Below are 17,593 nucleotides of genomic sequence, written 5' to 3'. Positions count from 1 at the left end.
TCAGGCCAATCGGGGAGTAAAAGTAGGACACGTAATGAGTATACAGTTTTTGGATTTTGAACAACCAATAGCCGAACTAGAAGCAAAAATAGAAGAGCTGCGGTTGGTAAATCAGGGCGGTGAGTTTGATGTGGGGATCGAAGAAGAGATCACCCGTCTGCGCACGAAAAGTGCCGAGTTAACCGGCAAAATTTTCTCTAATCTCGGCGCCTGGCAGATATCACAATTGGCACGTCATCCAATGCGTCCGTACACACTGGATTATTTGGGGCGTACCTTCCAGGAGTTCGATGAGCTGGCTGGCGATCGTGCTTATGCCGACGATAAAGCCATTGTTGGTGGTCTGGCAAAGTTAGATGACCAGCCGGTGATGATCATTGGTCACCAGAAAGGTCGTGACGTACCGGAGAAGATTAAACGTAACTTCGGCATGCCTAAGCCAGAGGGTTATCGAAAGGCGTTGCGCCTGATGAAGATGGCAGAGCGCTTTAATCTGCCTATCATTACCCTTATCGACACTCCCGGGGCGTATCCTGGCGTAGGTGCCGAAGAGCGTGGTCAGAGTGAAGCAATCGCCCGCAACCTGAAAGAAATGGCCGAGCTTAAGGTGCCAATCATTTGTACCGTTATCGGTGAAGGTGGTTCTGGTGGTGCTCTGGCTATTGGTGTGGGCGATCGGGTGAACATGCTGCAATACAGCACTTACTCGGTGATCTCACCGGAAGGTTGTGCGTCAATCTTGTGGAAGAGTGCAGAAAAAGCGCCTCAGGCGGCAGAAGCCATGGGCGTAAGTGCTCAGCAGATTAAAGAGCTGGGCCTGATCAACGCCATCGTTGATGAGCCGCTTGGTGGCGCTCATCGTGATCACGACAGCATGGCGGCTAACCTGAAAGCCACTCTGAAACAGCAACTGAGCCAGTTGCAGTCGCTGCCGCTGGATAAGCTGATGGACGAGCGCTATGAGCGCCTGATGTCATTTGGTTATTGCTAGGGCATAACAAATCCATTAAGTTAACAAAAGGGCCGGTTACGGCCCTTTTTTATTTGTCGTTTTTCATCTGGTAAAGTCCCGTTTATGGATCCGGTTTTTTCTGCATTAAGCACACATTTCAGCACGCTGATAGCCCGCGAGCAGCCAGACAAACTGATTGTCGGGTTGAGTGGTGGCCTCGACTCCGTGGTTTTGTTGCATGGACTTACGCAGTTATCCCATAGCGACGAGCTTGCTTTGCCATCCATTGAAGCGGTTTATGTCAATCATGGCCTGAGTGCCAATGCCGACGACTGGCAGCAGTTTTGTGCGGCGCTTTGTAAAGACCTCAACGTAAGCTTTACGGCGATTGCCGTTGAGGTAAAACCTCGCGCCAGGGAAAGTCTGGAGGCCTGCGCCCGAGACCGTCGCTACGAAGGCTTGTGCAACCATGCAAAAGCGACCAGAGGCGTTATTGTTACTGCCCATCATCAGAATGATCAGCTTGAAACCCTGTTACTCCAGTTAAAGCGTGGGGCAGGGCCGAAAGGATTGTCAGGTATTCCGTCATTCAGCGTAATGCACTCAGTACCTGTCAGCCGGCCATTATTGCCCCTCAGCCGTGAGCAAATAGTGGCGTGTGCAGAGCAACATGGCCTGCGCTGGATAGAAGATGAGTCCAATAGTGATGAAAGCTTCGACCGCAATTTTTTGCGCCACAGTGTGCTGCCCTCATTACTGAAACGCTGGCCCTCGTTTGGCCAGACGGCATCGCGCAGTGCCAGTTTATGTGCCGAGCAGCAGGGTCTGCTGGATGAAGTGTGTGATGAGCGGCTTGCAGGTTTGTGCGATAAACCCGGGTGCATCTCTGTAAGTGGTTTAAACGCCGCTTCGCCCGCCTGGCAGCGAGCCTTGTTGCGCCGTTGGCTTGAGCTTAACAAGGTGGCCATGCCTGGTACCCGACAACTGACTCAGATTCAGCAAATGCTGGCAGCCAGGCCCGATGCGCAACCTCATATTGTGCTGGGTAATATTCAGCTTCGTCGTTATCAGGATAGTCTGTACTGCCTGGACGCAGGGCAACAGCCCTGGTCTTTCAAAACGGTTGGTTTTAATACTCAGAAGTTCGTCGCCATCGAGCCACAGCGGCAACAACTGATGGTTGGCAAACCGCAAGAGGGCTCTTTGTGCTCTGTAAGCGTGGTCGCTGCCGAAGGTCGTTTTTCACTCAGCCAGCCGGTATTGTCTCTACCGGTTAAACCGGCAGGTGAGACACATCATAAACCCTTGAAACAATGGTTTAAGCAATGGCAGATACCGCCCTGGGAGCGCAGTGACTGGTTACTGTTGAGCGATGTAGAGCAGCCGTTGGCGCTGGTTGGACAGGGGCGGATAATAGCGCTTTCTGCAACGGGGGCGAATCGCTTTTTAGTTCAGCTTTTCGCGCTGTAAAGGGTGGCAAACAAGAGGGCTACCATCGGCAACTTGTTGCCGTATCAGGCGGCCTGGTAAGTGTCCTTACCGTCTTCTTTTGCTTCGTAAAGGGCTTTATCAGCACGATCGAATAAATCTCCCATACTGTCGTTCTCGCGCAATAATGAGCCGCCTATGCTACAAGTGACATGATACGCTTTGAGTAGCGGGTGGGCGTGCATGGCGTCGTGGATCCTACCAGCAATGGCCGATAATTCCCGCGGGCAGCTGACATCCAGCAAACAGCAAAACTCATCGCCGCCAAAGCGATAGGCTTCTTCATGGCCACGAATAGTGTCGGTAAGCACAGACGCCGTGGTGATAAGCACTTCGTCGCCCTGTTGATGACCGTGCTTATCGTTGACCTGCTTAAAGTTATCCAAATCCACCACCAGCAGGCCAAAAGACTGACCGTTGCGCGTGTGGCGGTTAATTAGCCGTTGTGCCGCTTCATTAAAACCATTACGGTTGCCCAGATTAGTCAGTGGATCCTTAGTGGCCATCAGGCGTAACCGCTGGAACTCCATGGCGTGAGTGAGCGGCCGGGTAAACAACTGATGTAACGTGGCCAGCACACGGCGCTGGGATGGTGACAAGTTTTCGTCAAAAATATAACGCACAAAAGCGGCGTGCTTGCCCTGGTCCAGGCGAACTGCACTAACTGGCAGACTAACCGAAAACTCACTGCTGAGCAGACCCGCATTCAATGTTTTGTCAAACTCTGACATATCGATACCTACCAGAGGCAAGTATCTGTTTACCTGTGTAAAATAGAGTGAAACCAGTGTATATATTTCAATCGTCGAGGTAAGTTGGTTAAGCACCGTATTGACCTGTTCACTGGTCAAAACTTCAGGCTCAGCACCGCCAAGAAAGCCGCTTTCTGCTGTAGCGTGTTCAAATTGAATCATTGAAATATCCAAGTGCTGCCCCTTGACTCAACGTCTGGCACCCACTTCACTTTAAGGATGACAAAAATATGTCGTTTCTTGTGAAAATGTGTGCTTTGATTAGACTTAATGGTATCGTTACCATTAACTAAGCAAAACACATGCCCAAAATGCATTGCGGGGAATTTAGGTGGTAGAACACGGTTTCGTTCAAATTGTACTGTTAATGCTTATAGCAGTGGTGAGTGTGGCTTTATTCAAACGGATCCATTTGCCACCTATTCTCGCCTATTTATTTGCCGGTATTATTGCCGGCCCCAGTGGTTTTGCCCTTTATTCTCACCCTGAAGACATGCACCTCGCGGCCGAAGTTGGCATCGTCTTTCTGTTGTTTTCCCTTGGTCTCGAATTTTCACTGCCTAAACTGATGGCAATGCGTTCGCTGGTATTTGGCGCCGGGCTAATGCAGATGGTGCTGACTACGGTGCTTGGCTCAGCAGCGGTTTGGATGCTGGTGGACACCAGCTTGTCGGCGGCCATTGTGATTGGCGGCATGCTGGCTCTCAGTTCCACCGCTATTGTTATCAAGCAGGTGACTGAAATGGGCATATTAAACAATGTCCGCACCCAACTGGCAGTCAGTATTCTGTTGTTTCAGGACCTCGCCGTAGTACCGTTCCTGATAGTTATTCCGCTGCTATCTGGTGACAGTGAAACCAGTCTGGCCATGGCGTTGGCCCTGGCGTTGGTAAAAGGCGTGCTGGTGGTAGGTATGCTAATGTCCGTGGGTAAATGGGTATTGCCCTGGGTGTTCAGAGAAGTGGCACGCACCCGCACCGATGAGTTATTTGTGCTGAGTACTATTCTGGTAGCGTTACTGGCAGGCGGGCTTACCTATGCCTTTGGTTTGTCTATGGCGTTGGGCGCTTTCCTGGCTGGTATGATGCTTGGCGAAAGTCAGTACAAGTACCAGTTGGAAGCCGATATCCGACCTTTCCGCGACATCCTGATGGGACTGTTTTTCGTTACCGTAGGAATGCAGTTAGAGCTTTCAGTGTTGATGAGTTACGGCCACTGGATTGTACTTGGCGTTATCCTGCTGATGGTTACCAAGGTCGTACTTGTTCGTCTGTCTGCCAGCGTGTTTTCTATTTCTTCTATCGATGGCTGGTCGGCCGGGTTAAAGCTTTGTCAGGTGGGGGAGTTCAGTTTTGTTATCGCCGCTCTCGCTAACAGTCATTCGGTTATCAGCCCCACTCAGTCGTCGATTCTGATTTCTATGGGGGTCATTAGTATGGCAGTGACGCCCTGGTTAGTTGAGCACAGCCTTGAATTAGCACATCGTTTAAGCCCTGTAACGCACGATAATATTGAGCCGGAAGTGCCGGAGATTGATGTTAGCGGTATGCGCGATCATGTGATCATCTGTGGTTTTGGTCGGGTAGGGCAATCGGTGGCCAGAATGCTCAGCATGGAAGATGTACCTTACCTGGTTATTGATGTTGATCCGATCCGGGTCTTTGAGAGCCGCAGTGCTGGTGAGCATGTTATTTACGGCGATGCCACGCAAAAAGACCTGCTGCACAGCGCCAGGTTAGAACAGGCCAAACTGGTTTTGGTAACCTTTTCTGAGGCAGAGAAAGCCAAGCTGGTGATCAATGCCGCACGTCAGATAAAAGATGACGTTGATGTGATGGTGCGAACGCCGCGGGATGTGGAACTCGAAGCGCTCTATAGCGCCGGGGCAAGTCAGGTAGTGCCGGAGCTTCAGGAGGGCAGCCTGATGCTTATCTCGCAGGTGATGCATTATGCTGGGGTACCGATGTCAAAAATTCTTAAGCGGGTACGAGAAGAGCGCAAGGGGAGATACGATCACCTGCACGGTTTCTACCCGGGCGAGACAACCGAAATCAGCTATAACACCGCCGATAAACTGGAGTTTATTCATGCCATTGCGCTGGGCACCGATGCCTTTGCGGTAGATAAACAACTGCATGAACTGACCGCGATGATTGATAAAGTTAAAATTAAATCGGTGCGGCGCGCCGGCCAGGAATTTATTGCCGAGGATTTTCAGGAGCAGTTAATGCCGGGGGATATTCTGGTAATTGCTGGCAAGCCAAGACGTATCGAACGGGCCGAGCGCTACCTTCTGGATGGTTACTGAAATGCGTTAACAGCTCAGAAATTAATGGTTACATCACCGGTAGTGGAATCATAATCAACCGTTAATGAGGGATTGCTTACCAATGAGTAGGTGCAGGTGAAGTTGTTATTGTACTGCGCCTCGTATAGCGCGCTGTCGTTGGTTGCAACGCTGGCATCACGGGTATTGAGCACCGCTCGCCATACATCCAGACAATCGTTGTCGCTATTAAGCGTTAAGCTGGTGCCCCGGGTATCTGCCGGAAAGCCATTGGCGTTTACGCTGAGATCACCACCTACCGCCGGATCGGCGATGGCAATAAAATCCTGCTGAGCCTCGTTGTTTCCCGCCACTTGCCATTTGAGGTGAATAAAGTCGACCCCGGACTTAAACGCGCTGGCAGTTGAACGAAATGTCGCCTGGCTGGCATCACCGGAAAAATCAATAAACTTTGGCAGGGCAACTACCGATAATACGCCAATTAGCACGACAACAATAATCAGTTCGATTAACGTAAAACCCGATGACTGACGCATACAACAACTCCTTGTAACAGCTTGCAACGCGATAAAATCCGTCTGCAAAGATATTCTATAGTTGCTTGGTTGGCAAGAATATTAGCTTATTATTCGGGAGGTTAGCGTTGAGTTACGGCGTTTCTCTAATAGTCGGGCACAATAGATATGGGGTGAGTGGTTTTGGGGCGCTAATAAACTAACACCAGCATTTTACTGCTGGTGTTTTTATTTTGAGGGGGAATCACGCAACCCGATCGTCTTCCAGATCTTTAAATTGTTTCTTCAGGTCATAGCCAGGGTCCGTTACGATTTTTTCCAAGGTGACAATACGGGCTTTGAGCGCTTCAACTTCTTTTTCCAGCTCGTTGGTTTTGTCATTATCAGCGTTATTATTTTTTGCCTTATGTTTGGATGTGGAAATAATGGTGCCGGCTAAAATGGCAACGATCACAACTACTGCAGTCCAAAAGCTCATAATATTTTCCCTTCGTTAATCAGTTTCGTATAATCAGACGCTTAACGTCGCATTTACCGGGCCAGTATATCGGCGTTGGTGATGCGACGACTAGCATCGTTTGGAAATAGTATAGCAAGTACTTCGCCAGAAACTTAAATGTCCTTAAAAACAAGTGGTTATGTTGTTTTTGTGGTGAGGGACTATTATAGCTATCGCTATTTTGACCATTGAATTGGGTTTTTTCACTAATGAGTGAGCAAGTTAGTCAAGACGAGCATTGGATTCGTTATGCATTATCGTTGGCAGCAAAGGCCGAAGCGATGAACGAAATTCCGGTAGGGGCAGTGGTTGTTGCCGACAATCAGATAATTGGTGAGGGGTACAATACGCCAATTGTGGATCACGATCCTTCCGCTCACGCAGAGATGAAAGCTATTCGCATGGCGGCCAGGACCATTGAGAATTACCGGGTAATTAATGCCACGTTATACGTTACCCTTGAGCCTTGCCCTATGTGCGCAGGCTTGCTGGTACACAGTCGCATTAATCGGTTAGTTTTCGGTGCTTTTGATGCCAAGACCGGGGCGGCTGGTAGTGTGATGCAACTGTGTCAGCACCCGCAACTGAACCATCAGCTTGAAATAAGCGGTGGTGTTTTAGCGGATGATTGCGGGGGAATTATTTCTGAGTTTTTTAAACGGCGAAGGGCAGAAAAGAAAGCGGCAAAAGCGGCGGGTTAATTTGCTTTTGCCATTTGTACCAAGTCAAAATTCAAAAACTGACGGCGTCTCTGAAAAATTTTCTGGCTTGTCTTACGCATCTGATGTCGTCTTCTATTCGTATTTTTCATATTAATCTCCATGAATATTAGTGGGTTGCGTTATTTGTCTTCTTCCAACCCGGTGAATACCTTATTCACTCTAATAGACATATATGAAGGTGATATGACAAAAGATCAAGTGCCTTTCATTAACAGCGTTAACGTTTCTGCTACGTAGCGTACCTGATCCACAAAAGTAACGGCCTGTGCGCCATGAGCGAATCCTGCACGCGTGGCTGAATAATCAGTCTGAAGCCGCGGTAACTGTTGCTTAACATCGACCCATAAATCCGGGTTTGCACCCGCCTCAACGGTGAGTTGCCTGGCATCCTCGATATGTTCTGTGCCCAGATAATAGGCGGCCAGAATAAACCACGTGCGATCAGAGCCCTGGATCCTGGCGGGTAATTGCGCTTGCAAGTTGTCCAGCTTGCGGCCTATCTGTGCCAGTCTTATGGCTGGCTTGTCGCTTTCTTTTGCTTGTTCATGCGGCGCTGCCCGCCAGTCGTTGAGGAGATAATCGATAGCTGCGATGTAAGTGCCGTCCAGCGTACTTTGAACTACCTCAGCAGCCTGCTGTATGGCCGGGTAGCGGCTATTGATTTGCTCAACCAGTTCTCTGGGATCGGGTTTCACCAGCACTTTTTCGGGTTCATGTATCTCGTCTTTAAGCAAGGCAAGCGAGCCATTGGTGCGACTTAAATGAGTAAATTCATAGAGCGTACTGAGCAACGCTGTATCCCCAGCACGCACCAACCATTGTTTGGTTAGTGTTGCGCCGGGCAATAACTGTTCGTTTAAAGAGGGGAAATACCCTCTAAGTGCAGCTAGCCAGGTGACGGGAAGAATGGTGCAGAATTCGGCCTTGTCGATCATCTCATTTATTAACGTCAGGCTATCGGTACCGTCAGACTTCTGCCAGTCGCTTCCGGTAATGGCCGTTACCGCCCCGTGTAAGTGAGGTAATACCAGGCGTTGCCCTGCTTCTGTCGTTGAACAAGGGGCTGCGTCATTTTCTGGCCCTATCCCGACCAGCGTTGTTGTGAACAAAACTGGGCCATAGGCCAGCTCAGGCTTTATCGCAGCAGGGCGAAAACGAGGCGCTGCGATATGGATAGTGTTATGGGTAAGTGCCTGATAAAGCTTTGTCTCACTGTAAAACGGCACGACTTGCAGGGTGACGCCCAGATAGTCAGCCAGGCCTCGGGCATAACCGTAATCAAAGCCAGTCGGGCCGCTTCCGGTCAGATGGTAATGGTGCCTGTCATTAATCAGGCCGACCTTCAAAGTCTGCTCCTCAAGAACGCTATTGAGCGTGGACTGGGCCATGACACTGGCAGGTAACAACCAGCTTAAGGTGATTGCGACAAGAAGAATTTTGCCTGATAAGTGGTGAAGTAGGGGATTCATTATTATTCTTTATTACTGCTGTTAGTGCTAAAACCACAGGATCGGGTTATTTAGGTAAAAAAATTACGGTTGAATAACCCTTGCTGGTTATCAAGCCGCCGCTTTTCCACTATAATCCGCGCCAAACAAGTTCACAACCAGGACCGACGGCAGATTGGCGTTTTCTACCCGGCGGTTCTCACAAATTAGGTAGCAAACTATGTTGGTCCTACGTGGCGCCCCGGCGTTATCTGACTTCCGCACAGCTAAATTAATCCAACGACTGCAGCAATCCGATGTCGACGTTACTCACCTTTACAGCGAATATGTTCATTTAGTTGATGCGCAACAGGCGTTAACCGAAGAACAATTATCGGTGTTGGATAAATTGTTAACCTATGGACCGAAGCAGGCACAGGAAGCTGCCACCGGCGAATGTTTTTTCGTGACTCCTCGTCCCGGCACTATTTCGCCGTGGTCAAGTAAAGCCACCGACATTGCCCATAACTGCGGATTAACGGCAATTGCCCGTGTTGAACGTGGTTGTGCTTTCTATGTGACAGCGGCACAGCCGTTGACAGATGAACAACGTAAGCTGGTAGCCGCAGCGCTTCATGACCGTATGACCGAAAGCGTGTTTGCTGCGCCAGAGGAAGCGTCGGTGCTGTTTGATAAGCATCAGCCCCGGGAATTCAGCTCGGTGGATATTTTAGGTGCGGGTAAAGATGCGCTGGTTTCAGCCAACCAAACGCTGGGCTTAGCCCTGGCCGATGATGAAATCGACTACCTGTTCGATAACTTTGTGAAGTTGGGTCGTAATCCTAACGACATCGAGCTTTACATGTTTGCTCAGGCTAACTCTGAGCACTGTCGCCATAAAATCTTCAATGCCGACTGGACCATCGATGGCGAGGTGCAGCCTAAATCATTGTTTAAAATGATCAAGAATACCTTCGAGCTGTGTCCTGAATATGTATTCTCTGCCTATAAAGATAACGCCGCGGTAATGGAAGGCTGGCAGGCTGGCCGATTCTTCCCTGAACCACAGTCCCATGAGTACACTTATCATCACGAAGATATCGCTATCCTGATGAAGGTAGAAACCCACAACCATCCCACTGCAATTTCACCATTCCCTGGTGCTGCAACGGGTTCTGGTGGTGAAATTCGTGACGAAGGTGCTACCGGTCGTGGTTCTAAACCGAAAGCCGGTCTGGTTGGTTTTACCGTGTCGAACCTGAAACTGCCTGATGCAGTGCGTCCGTGGGAAGTCGATTATGGCAAACCTACCCGTATTGTCAGCGCGCTGGACATTATGATCGATGGACCACTTGGTGGTGCCGCGTTCAACAACGAGTTTGGCCGTCCTAACCTGTTAGGGTATTTCCGTACCTACGAGCAGGAAGTAAACAGTTTTAACGGCACCGAAGTACGTGGCTATCACAAACCGATTATGCTGGCCGGTGGTTTAGGTAACATTCGTCAGGATCACGTTGAAAAGGGTGAAATTACGGTTGGCGCTAAACTGATCGTGCTTGGCGGCCCGGCAATGAACATTGGCCTGGGCGGCGGTGCTGCTTCATCTATGGCATCCGGCCAGTCCAGTGAAGATCTCGACTTTGCCTCGGTACAACGGGATAACCCGGAAATGGAACGCCGCTGTCAGGAAGTTATCGATGCCTGCTGGCAGTTAGGTGAAGACAACCCTATCCAGTTTATCCACGACGTGGGCGCGGGTGGTTTATCCAACGCCATGCCGGAACTGGTCAACGACGGTGGTCGTGGCGGTCGCTTTGAACTGCGTAAAGTGTTATCAGACGAGCCGGGCATGTCGCCACTGGAAATCTGGTGTAACGAGTCTCAGGAACGTTACGTAATGTCGGTAGCGCCGGATAAACTGGCAGTGTTCGAAGCTATTTGTAAGCGGGAACGCGCGCCTTTCGCGGTAATTGGTGAAGCTACAGAAGAGCAACATCTGTTATTGAACGACGAGCATTTTGATAATCAGCCTATCGATTTACCGCTGGAAGTTTTATTAGGCAAGCCGCCTAAAATGCATCGCGATGTGGCTAGCGCCACGCACAGTTCTGCTGAACTGGATTGCAGCGAGATCAGCGTTGCCGATGCCGCTGAGCGGCTGCTGCGCTTACCGGCCATTGCCGAAAAGACTTTCCTTATTACCATTGGCGATCGCAGTGTAACCGGTTTGGTAAGCCGTGATCAGATGGTTGGCCCGTGGCAGGTACCGGTTGCCGACGTTGCCGTCACCGCCTCGGCATTTGATACCTATCATGGTGAAGCAATGGCGATGGGTGAACGTACGCCGGTTGCCTTGCTCGATTACGCTGCTTCTGCACGACTGGCAGTAGGAGAATCAATTACCAATATCGCTGCCGCCCACATAGGCGACATGAAACGCATTAAATTGTCGGCTAACTGGATGGCTGCAGCCGGACACCCGGGTGAAGACGCGGGCTTGTACGAAGCGGTAAAAGCGGTAGGTGAAGAATTATGTCCGGCACTGGGCCTGACCATTCCGGTGGGCAAAGACTCTATGTCGATGAAAACCGCCTGGCAGGACAACGGTGAAGATAAGTCGGTGACTGCGCCGCTGTCACTGGTGATCACCGCCTTTGGTGCGGCGACGGATATTCGTAAAACGGTAACTCCTCAACTGCGCACCGACAAAGGCGAGACAGCCTTATTGCTGGTGGACTTAGGTGCAGGTAAAAACCGTTTAGGCGCCAGCTGTCTGGCTCAGGTCTATAACCAGTTAGGTAAAACGCCGGTTGATCTGGATGCGCCGGAATTACTGCTTAATTTCTTTAACGCCGTGCAGGCCTTACTGGCCGACAACAAACTGCTGGCCTATCACGATCGCTCAGACGGTGGTTTATTTGTCAGTGTAGCGGAAATGGCTTTTGCCGGCAAAACAGGTGTGAGTGTCGCGCTTGATTCGCTGGGCGATGACGACCTGGCAGCGCTATACAGCGAAGAGCTGGGTGCGGTATTGCAGGTCTCTGCTGACGATGTGGAAAGTGTGCTTGCCGTATTCGCCGCAAATGGTCTGGGCGAGATGGTGCATAACGTAGGTACATTAAATACTACTGACACCATCGAGTTTACCCGTGGCGGCGAAGTTGTGCTTAGCGAAGCGCGGACTACCTACAGAGCCATGTGGGCCGAAACCACACATGCTATGCAGCGCTTACGGGATAACCCGGAATGCGCAGACGAGGAACATAAGGCGAAACAAGACGTTAAAGATCCTGGCCTGCACGCCAAGCTGAGTTACGACATCAACGATGATGTGGCTGCACCTTATATTGCCAAAGGCATTAAGCCACGCATTGCTATTCTGCGTGAGCAGGGCGTTAACTCTCATCTGGAGATGGCGGCAGCCTTTAGCCGGGCCGGATTTACTGCTATCGATGTGCATATGAGCGATGTTCTGTCAGGTGCCGTGGCACTGGAAGACTTCAAAGGCCTGGCGGCCTGTGGTGGCTTCTCTTATGGTGACGTGCTTGGCGCTGGTGAAGGGTGGGCGAAGTCTATCCTGTTCAATCAGCGTGCCCGTGAACAGTTTGAAGGTTTCTTCCACCGCGACGACACCTTCAGCCTCGGTGTTTGTAATGGTTGTCAGATGCTGTCTAACCTTAAATCGCTGATCCCGGGAACGGCTCACTGGCCACACTTTGTAACCAATAAGTCAGAGCGCTTTGAAGCACGCGTGGCCATGGTTGAGGTGCAAGAGTCTAAATCGGTACTGTTTGCCGATATGGCAGGCTCCAGAATGCCGATTGCTGTTTCTCACGGTGAAGGGCGAGCTGAATTCGCCGCACAAGCGGACTTACAGTCTGTGCAGGATAAAGTGGCACTGCGTTATGTAAATAACTACGGTGAGGTGGCGTCTCAGTACCCGGCTAACCCGAATGGTTCACCCATGGGGATCACTGGCCTTACGACCGACGACGGCCGCTGTACTATTATGATGCCGCACCCTGAGCGCGTGTTCAGAGCAGTGGCTAACTCATGGCGTGCTGACGAGTGGCAGGAAGATTCTCCGTGGATGCGCATTTTCCGCAACGCAAGGCGTTTTGTTGATTAATTTCAAAAAAATGACGGCAAGGTGTCAAATAATTGTCCTGACACCTTGCCAGCGCCCTTCTACTGCATTAAAGTAGTGCAAGCAGTATGGAATGCTGTGTGGTTACAAGGACTTGTAGGGGATGAGTTAACATCGCTGTGCTCAGTTTTACAGTGGTCTAGAAATAATAAGAGACGAATATGAATCGTTCTTCAAAAGGTTTCGGCTTAACCGGCGTGGCTGTTGCAGTGCTGCTTATGATCGTTACAGCAGCGTTTGGAACCTCCGCCCAGTCAGCTGAATTATCTACCGAAGTTCAACAAATCACTTCAAAATAATTAATAAAATTAATTAGTTAACGATAATTATGTCATTTATGGCAGGTTATCGTTTTGCCTGTTTTTCGCGATTTATCATCTTTTGATTAGGGTGTTTCTTCAGTAATACGTAAGTCGCGCCCAGTCCGCCATGCATAGGTTGGGCGGTGTGAAAGGCAATCACGTTATTAAACTGTGGTAGCCAGTGATTTACGTAAGATTTTTTTAACGCAGGAAAGGGCTGACTTTGCTCGCCCTTGCCATGATGAATCAGCAGAGTCCTCACGCCACGTTCATGGGCGGCATTAATTTTCTGATACAGGGTTATGCTGGAATCCCGCAATGAGAGTCCCGCCAGCGAAATTTTTTGCTCAATTGGATATTTGCCCTGGCGCAGATTCTTGTACACGCCATCCTGTATGCCGGCTTGTTTAAATTCCAGAAAGTCATCCGGCTTGACCGGTTTTACCCCTTCAAAGGTTAATGGGCTTTCTTTGGGTTTCTGGGCCAGCAGGGCTTCCCGGCGCATTTGTTTTTCAATAGCTTGCTGGGTTTGCTGAAGGTGAACCTTATCGTCAGAGTTTATCGGTTTAACATCGCCGAGTTCCTGCAGGAAATCCTGAAAGCTATCCAGTTGTTCAAAATCCTGATCGTCGTCCCGCATAAATCCCCCGATCACTAAGTCTCTGATTAGTAGTACGCGCGACTGGCGTTAAAGTTCAGAACTTATCGAAGCTGTAGAAGTTGGCTGGCGTCCCCACCGCGTACGGAATCGAGCGGTCTTAAAGGCTTGGGGGACGTGTTTTAACCACGTTTTTCGCGGTATTCGCACCTTTTTTTACACCTTTACTAACTGTAAAAATAGGTGTAAAAAATGCAAAAAAACAACTTTCCCTTCACTCAAATCCGAGTGGATAAATTAAAACCCGCTGATAAGACAGTGGTGTACTCCGATACCAAACAGCAAAACCTTAAATTATCGATAACCCCGTCTGGCAAGTCAAGCTACTATGCCAGATTCAAAGCATGCGGACAATCTTACAACATCCGTATAGGTTGTGTTTCCGTTCTTACTCTTGATGATGCCCGTCATAGGGTTATTGAATTGATGAATTATTATCGCAGAGAAGCAAAACAAACAAGTGTGCGAAGTATGCAATACACTATTCAACGGGCATTTGATGTGTATTTTCAAAACCATCTGTCTTTCAAGCCAACAAAAGGCAATCAACAGCACTCTCTGTCTTTGAATTATAACAACCACCTCAAGCCTATATTCGGCAAACTGGATGTTCGTGAGCTTGGGACTAAACTCCTGGCAAAGTCATTCAAAGAGCTAGGGAATAGAAAGGGCTACGCTATTCACAATAAGTGTGTAGTTGTTCTTAAAGCAATGTTTAATTATTGTTTGGAGTATGAGGATGACTTTCCTCTTGAGTTCAATCCTGCGGCAAAGTTAAAGAAAATGGCAACTGTAGCTCGCACACGTTATCTATCCCCTAAAGAAGCCAATATTCTGATAACAACGCTTTACGAAAATAAGCATCCAGTCTATACCGATATGTTTCTTATCGCTTTATTTACTGGAGCGAGGATTTCTAATGTTAAATCTATGAAGTGGGGAGAGGTTAAATTTGAAGAGAAACTCTGGATCGTACCTGCAATAAAAACAAAGTCGAAGAAGACCTACTTTCTACCTTTAACAAATCATGCTCTTCATATATTGCAGAACCGCTATAATTCCCGCGATCCAAATGTTCAATTTGTTTTTCCATCATTACGTTTCAGTGCGACTGGTTATGCGACTGGAGGTGATCATTATTGGAAGGACATCATCATAAAGGCTGGGTTACATTCAACTGATCGAGATTGCCGATTACGACAACACGACCTAAGACGCACGTTTGCAACTTTCCAGGCTCTTGCTGGAGTGGATATAGCGACAATTAGTCAGACGCTTGGTCATGCTGATGTTAAAAACACTCAGATATACGCTCAGATTTCAGTTGGTAAAGCTAGAGATGCTATAAATAAAGGATTCGGGATAATTTCCTCATAGGTTTACGAAGCAAAACAAAAGCCGTTTGGAGTTATTCAGATAGTGCGACCTTCAATAAAATAGGCCAGCACATGCTGGCCTATCAAAGACAGCTCTTGTTTCAGAGTTCCATCTGACTTAGTAATCATTTATTCTCCCAAGCATTAATTCTGTCTCGTATCGCCACGTTAGGGCTAAGACTAGCCTGGAAAAAACCAGGACATTTCTCCGGCCACGATGCTACTTAATTCTGAGGTTTACTAACTGAGGACTAAGTAATGGCAAAGAAGACTAATACAAGTGATCTGCAAATTACGTTTGTTCATCAATTCAAACGTTCAACAAGAACAGAGTGGCCGGATAAGTTCAGGATTACCTGGTACTTTAACCCAGCAACACTTGACTACATCTATGAGCATAAAGATGAGAAATTTAAGACTAATGGCTTTGTACTGTCTGATGGGCTTGTACAGCAGCTTCCTGAGGAGTTACAGAAGAAGTATTTTCTCCCTCATGAACGTTGTTTTATTTTTTTACTCTTTGAGCTTCAGATAACTGAATTTATCAATTCTGAAGAAGTGAATGATGATGAGTTTGAGAATGTGTTCGGGCTATCCAAACGCCGCTACTTTTCAGTTGAATCTATTGATGACTGGACTGAGCAGATTGAATTACTCTGAGGGCTGCTTTGCAGCCCTTTTTAATAGACTACTTCTGGGTAGGAGGGTATAAGTTGTACAGTATAAGTTGTACTGACTCATACACGATCTGACAGTTTAGGATTTTGAGTTCAACCAAACCAGACAGTCCATAAAAAACTAATGTCCGAAAAGAGCGAATAGCAGACATAAGCGATGGCGAAATTGCTGAGTTCTAATTGCTCTTAGCCGACATTCTCAATTCGTACTCAAACCCCATCACATTACTTGAAACTACGCTAATTCAGTTCCGGAATTACTGAGAATTCTCAGTAAAAAACATACATCTAGAGTAATTATTAGTTATATCATTGTTTTTAAATTACTTTATTAAATATTAGTACCGTTATTACTGAGAATTCTTAGTAACACTCAAATAAATCATTGGAAACTAGCTCATAATCAGGTGTAAGGTATTGTTATCAATAAACTATATGGGGAATTCAGGGATGAGTAAGGCTGCGTGTTACTGTGAATTCTTTATAATAAGTTGTTATGCGCCATGAGGTATCAGACATTTGTTCACTGAAAATGGATTTGAATCAGTAAATAACTTTGCGACCACAGAGGAAGTATTAAGCCTCAGGGAAGCTGTATCCAAATTATCCCAACCAAGCCGCTCTGGTGGTGTCAGAAACATTGAAAGAAAATCAAGATTCATCAACTCTTTTGCCAACTCAGAAAGAGTTTTAAAACTTGTCGCTTCACATATTGGCGGTAAACCAATATTGGCTAGAGCAATCTACTTTAATAAAACACCTGATCAAAATTGGTTAGTTGCATGGCATCAAGACAAAACTACAGCTGTATCAAAAAAGATCACATGCACAAGTTGGCAAAACTGGACTATTAAGGACGGAGTAAACCACGCTCAACCACCGATGGAAGTATTCACTAAAATGTTAACTGTGAGGCTTCATCTGGATAGTACAGATCAAACTAATGGGTGTTTGAAAGTCATTCCTGGAAGCCACCTACTGGGTGTTTTACCGCAAGCAGAAATCCTTGCTCATAGTGGGCCGGAACAAAGTTGCTATTGCAAGGCTAATGCGGGCGATGCACTCTTAATGCATCCTCTTCTCATACATGCCTCAAGCAAGGCAACAATGCCAACCGCTCGCCGCATAATTCACATGGAGTACAGTAGCCATGAACTACCAGAAAGCGCTAAATGGGCATAGTGCGCATAACAAAACGCTGTTGGCGTTCCCTTCGGTCACTGGGACACAAATACGTGGGCGCTTCGCGATTATCGCCCACGTATTTGTGCCCCAAAGCTAAGCGTTAGCAGCCTTGGAGCATTAGATGCCTAATCAACATCACGAATCAATCTATATCCACGGCGCTGTTGTTACAGATTTGATTCAGTTTCTGGATAAAAGCGTTCCATATGTTTGGCTTTTAGGTCATATGCCTAATCCAGCAGTTCTATGGTGGGACACATCCGTTCCTATTAATAAAGATTCTTCGTTTTTTGGAAAGGTTAGGAACGTCATCTACGACCTACAAATGAGCACATCAGAATTTATTAAAGTCAGCCCAAATTTAAATGATTATGGATTGGTTTTAATTCAATCAAATAACCCCATGCCCGATACGCTTGAACTGGATAGAGTTCCAGAGAACCAGCAGGACTCGGTGTTAATAAAAAACGGTGCTACTCTAAAAATCTTTTTGCCACATGCAATAGAAACTGCGATGGTAACTTCATATCGTGTTGGTTATTTAAACTACAATGTAAGCGATCAATATAGACCCGGATCACCCCATTTTATCTAAGTCGCTCGTTA

Annotated in this window: 15 protein-coding genes; 10 read left to right on the top strand and 5 right to left on the bottom strand. The window is 47.9% G+C overall.

Translation table 11 applies throughout. The annotated features are described in order from the left end of the window. Positions 1 to 34 precede the first annotated feature (34 nt). Positions 35 to 991 carry an acetyl-CoA carboxylase carboxyl transferase subunit alpha gene (accA, locus tag D9T21_RS06810; RefSeq protein ID WP_123324295.1) on the top strand — a complete coding sequence of 319 codons (957 nt, stop codon included), beginning with the start codon at positions 35 to 37 and terminating at the stop codon, positions 989 to 991. Between the two features lie 84 nt (positions 992 to 1,075). Further along, positions 1,076 to 2,422, top strand: a complete 1,347-nt coding sequence (tilS, locus tag D9T21_RS06805; RefSeq protein WP_123324294.1) for a tRNA lysidine(34) synthetase TilS — start codon at positions 1,076 to 1,078, stop codon at positions 2,420 to 2,422. Between the two features lie 44 nt (positions 2,423 to 2,466). Here the strand turns inward: tilS and D9T21_RS06800 are convergent, their stop codons facing one another. Beyond that, positions 2,467 to 3,366, bottom strand: coding sequence for a GGDEF domain-containing protein (locus D9T21_RS06800; protein WP_164464598.1), 900 nt, complete (start codon positions 3,364 to 3,366; stop codon positions 2,467 to 2,469). Between the two features lie 193 nt (positions 3,367 to 3,559). Here D9T21_RS06800 and D9T21_RS06795 point away from each other — a divergent pair, with 193 nt between their 5' ends. Then, positions 3,560 to 5,500: a cation:proton antiporter domain-containing protein gene (locus D9T21_RS06795; RefSeq protein ID WP_123324455.1), complete on the top strand. Its 1,941-nt coding sequence runs from the start codon at positions 3,560 to 3,562 to the stop codon at positions 5,498 to 5,500. 14 nt (positions 5,501 to 5,514) lie between these two features. Here the strand turns inward: D9T21_RS06795 and D9T21_RS06790 are convergent, their stop codons facing one another. Together D9T21_RS06790 and D9T21_RS06785 are read right to left on the bottom strand one after the other, a co-directional pair. Then, entirely contained in the window at positions 5,515 to 6,015 is a 501-nt protein-coding gene (locus tag D9T21_RS06790) for a type II secretion system protein (protein WP_123324292.1), read from the bottom strand. Between the two features lie 223 nt (positions 6,016 to 6,238). Next, positions 6,239 to 6,472, bottom strand: a complete 234-nt coding sequence (locus D9T21_RS06785; protein WP_123324291.1) for a hypothetical protein — start codon at positions 6,470 to 6,472, stop codon at positions 6,239 to 6,241. Between the two features lie 230 nt (positions 6,473 to 6,702). Here D9T21_RS06785 and tadA point away from each other — a divergent pair, with 230 nt between their 5' ends. Next, positions 6,703 to 7,194 (top strand): tRNA adenosine(34) deaminase TadA, encoded by a 492-nt coding sequence (tadA, locus tag D9T21_RS06780; protein WP_123324290.1) that lies wholly within the window; start codon positions 6,703 to 6,705, stop codon positions 7,192 to 7,194. A gap of 215 nt (positions 7,195 to 7,409) precedes the next feature. On the opposite strand, the gene D9T21_RS06775 is transcribed toward tadA, so the two are convergent. Continuing rightward, complete coding sequence (locus D9T21_RS06775) at positions 7,410 to 8,684, bottom strand: membrane-bound lytic murein transglycosylase MltF (protein WP_164464597.1); 1,275 nt, start codon at positions 8,682 to 8,684, stop codon at positions 7,410 to 7,412. A gap of 199 nt (positions 8,685 to 8,883) precedes the next feature. Between D9T21_RS06775 and purL the strand changes: the two genes are divergently transcribed. Continuing rightward, positions 8,884 to 12,771 (top strand): phosphoribosylformylglycinamidine synthase, encoded by a 3,888-nt coding sequence (gene purL, locus D9T21_RS06770; protein WP_123324288.1) that lies wholly within the window; start codon positions 8,884 to 8,886, stop codon positions 12,769 to 12,771. Positions 12,772 to 12,950: 179 nt separating this feature from the next. Beyond that, the gene (locus tag D9T21_RS22690; RefSeq protein WP_164464596.1) at positions 12,951 to 13,088 is read left to right on the top strand and encodes a hypothetical protein; all 138 of its coding nucleotides are present in this window, start codon (positions 12,951 to 12,953) and stop codon (positions 13,086 to 13,088) included. 46 nt (positions 13,089 to 13,134) lie between these two features. Here the strand turns inward: D9T21_RS22690 and smrA are convergent, their stop codons facing one another. Next, positions 13,135 to 13,731 carry a DNA endonuclease SmrA gene (gene smrA / locus D9T21_RS06765; RefSeq protein WP_123324287.1) on the bottom strand — a complete coding sequence of 199 codons (597 nt, stop codon included), beginning with the start codon at positions 13,729 to 13,731 and terminating at the stop codon, positions 13,135 to 13,137. A 210-nt stretch (positions 13,732 to 13,941) separates the two neighbouring features. On the opposite strand from smrA, the gene D9T21_RS06760 reads away from it, so the two are divergent. From D9T21_RS06760 to D9T21_RS06745, 4 genes are all read left to right on the top strand, one after another. Continuing rightward, on the top strand, positions 13,942 to 15,126 hold the full coding sequence (locus D9T21_RS06760; RefSeq protein ID WP_123324286.1) for a tyrosine-type recombinase/integrase: 1,185 nt from the start codon (positions 13,942 to 13,944) through the stop codon (positions 15,124 to 15,126). 257 nt (positions 15,127 to 15,383) lie between these two features. Then, the gene (locus tag D9T21_RS06755) at positions 15,384 to 15,785 is read left to right on the top strand and encodes a hypothetical protein (RefSeq protein WP_123324285.1); all 402 of its coding nucleotides are present in this window, start codon (positions 15,384 to 15,386) and stop codon (positions 15,783 to 15,785) included. Between the two features lie 536 nt (positions 15,786 to 16,321). Next, positions 16,322 to 16,984: a phytanoyl-CoA dioxygenase family protein gene (locus tag D9T21_RS06750; RefSeq protein WP_123324284.1), complete on the top strand. Its 663-nt coding sequence runs from the start codon at positions 16,322 to 16,324 to the stop codon at positions 16,982 to 16,984. 124 nt (positions 16,985 to 17,108) lie between these two features. After that, positions 17,109 to 17,582 (top strand): hypothetical protein, encoded by a 474-nt coding sequence (locus D9T21_RS06745; protein ID WP_123324283.1) that lies wholly within the window; start codon positions 17,109 to 17,111, stop codon positions 17,580 to 17,582. The last annotated feature ends 11 nt before the right edge of the window (positions 17,583 to 17,593 follow it).

It is taken from the genome of Marisediminitalea oceani (genome assembly GCF_003731635.1).
GTDB lineage: Bacteria > Pseudomonadota > Gammaproteobacteria > Enterobacterales > Alteromonadaceae > Alteromonas > Alteromonas oceani.
This window is presented reverse-complemented; position numbering and strand designations above follow the sequence as displayed.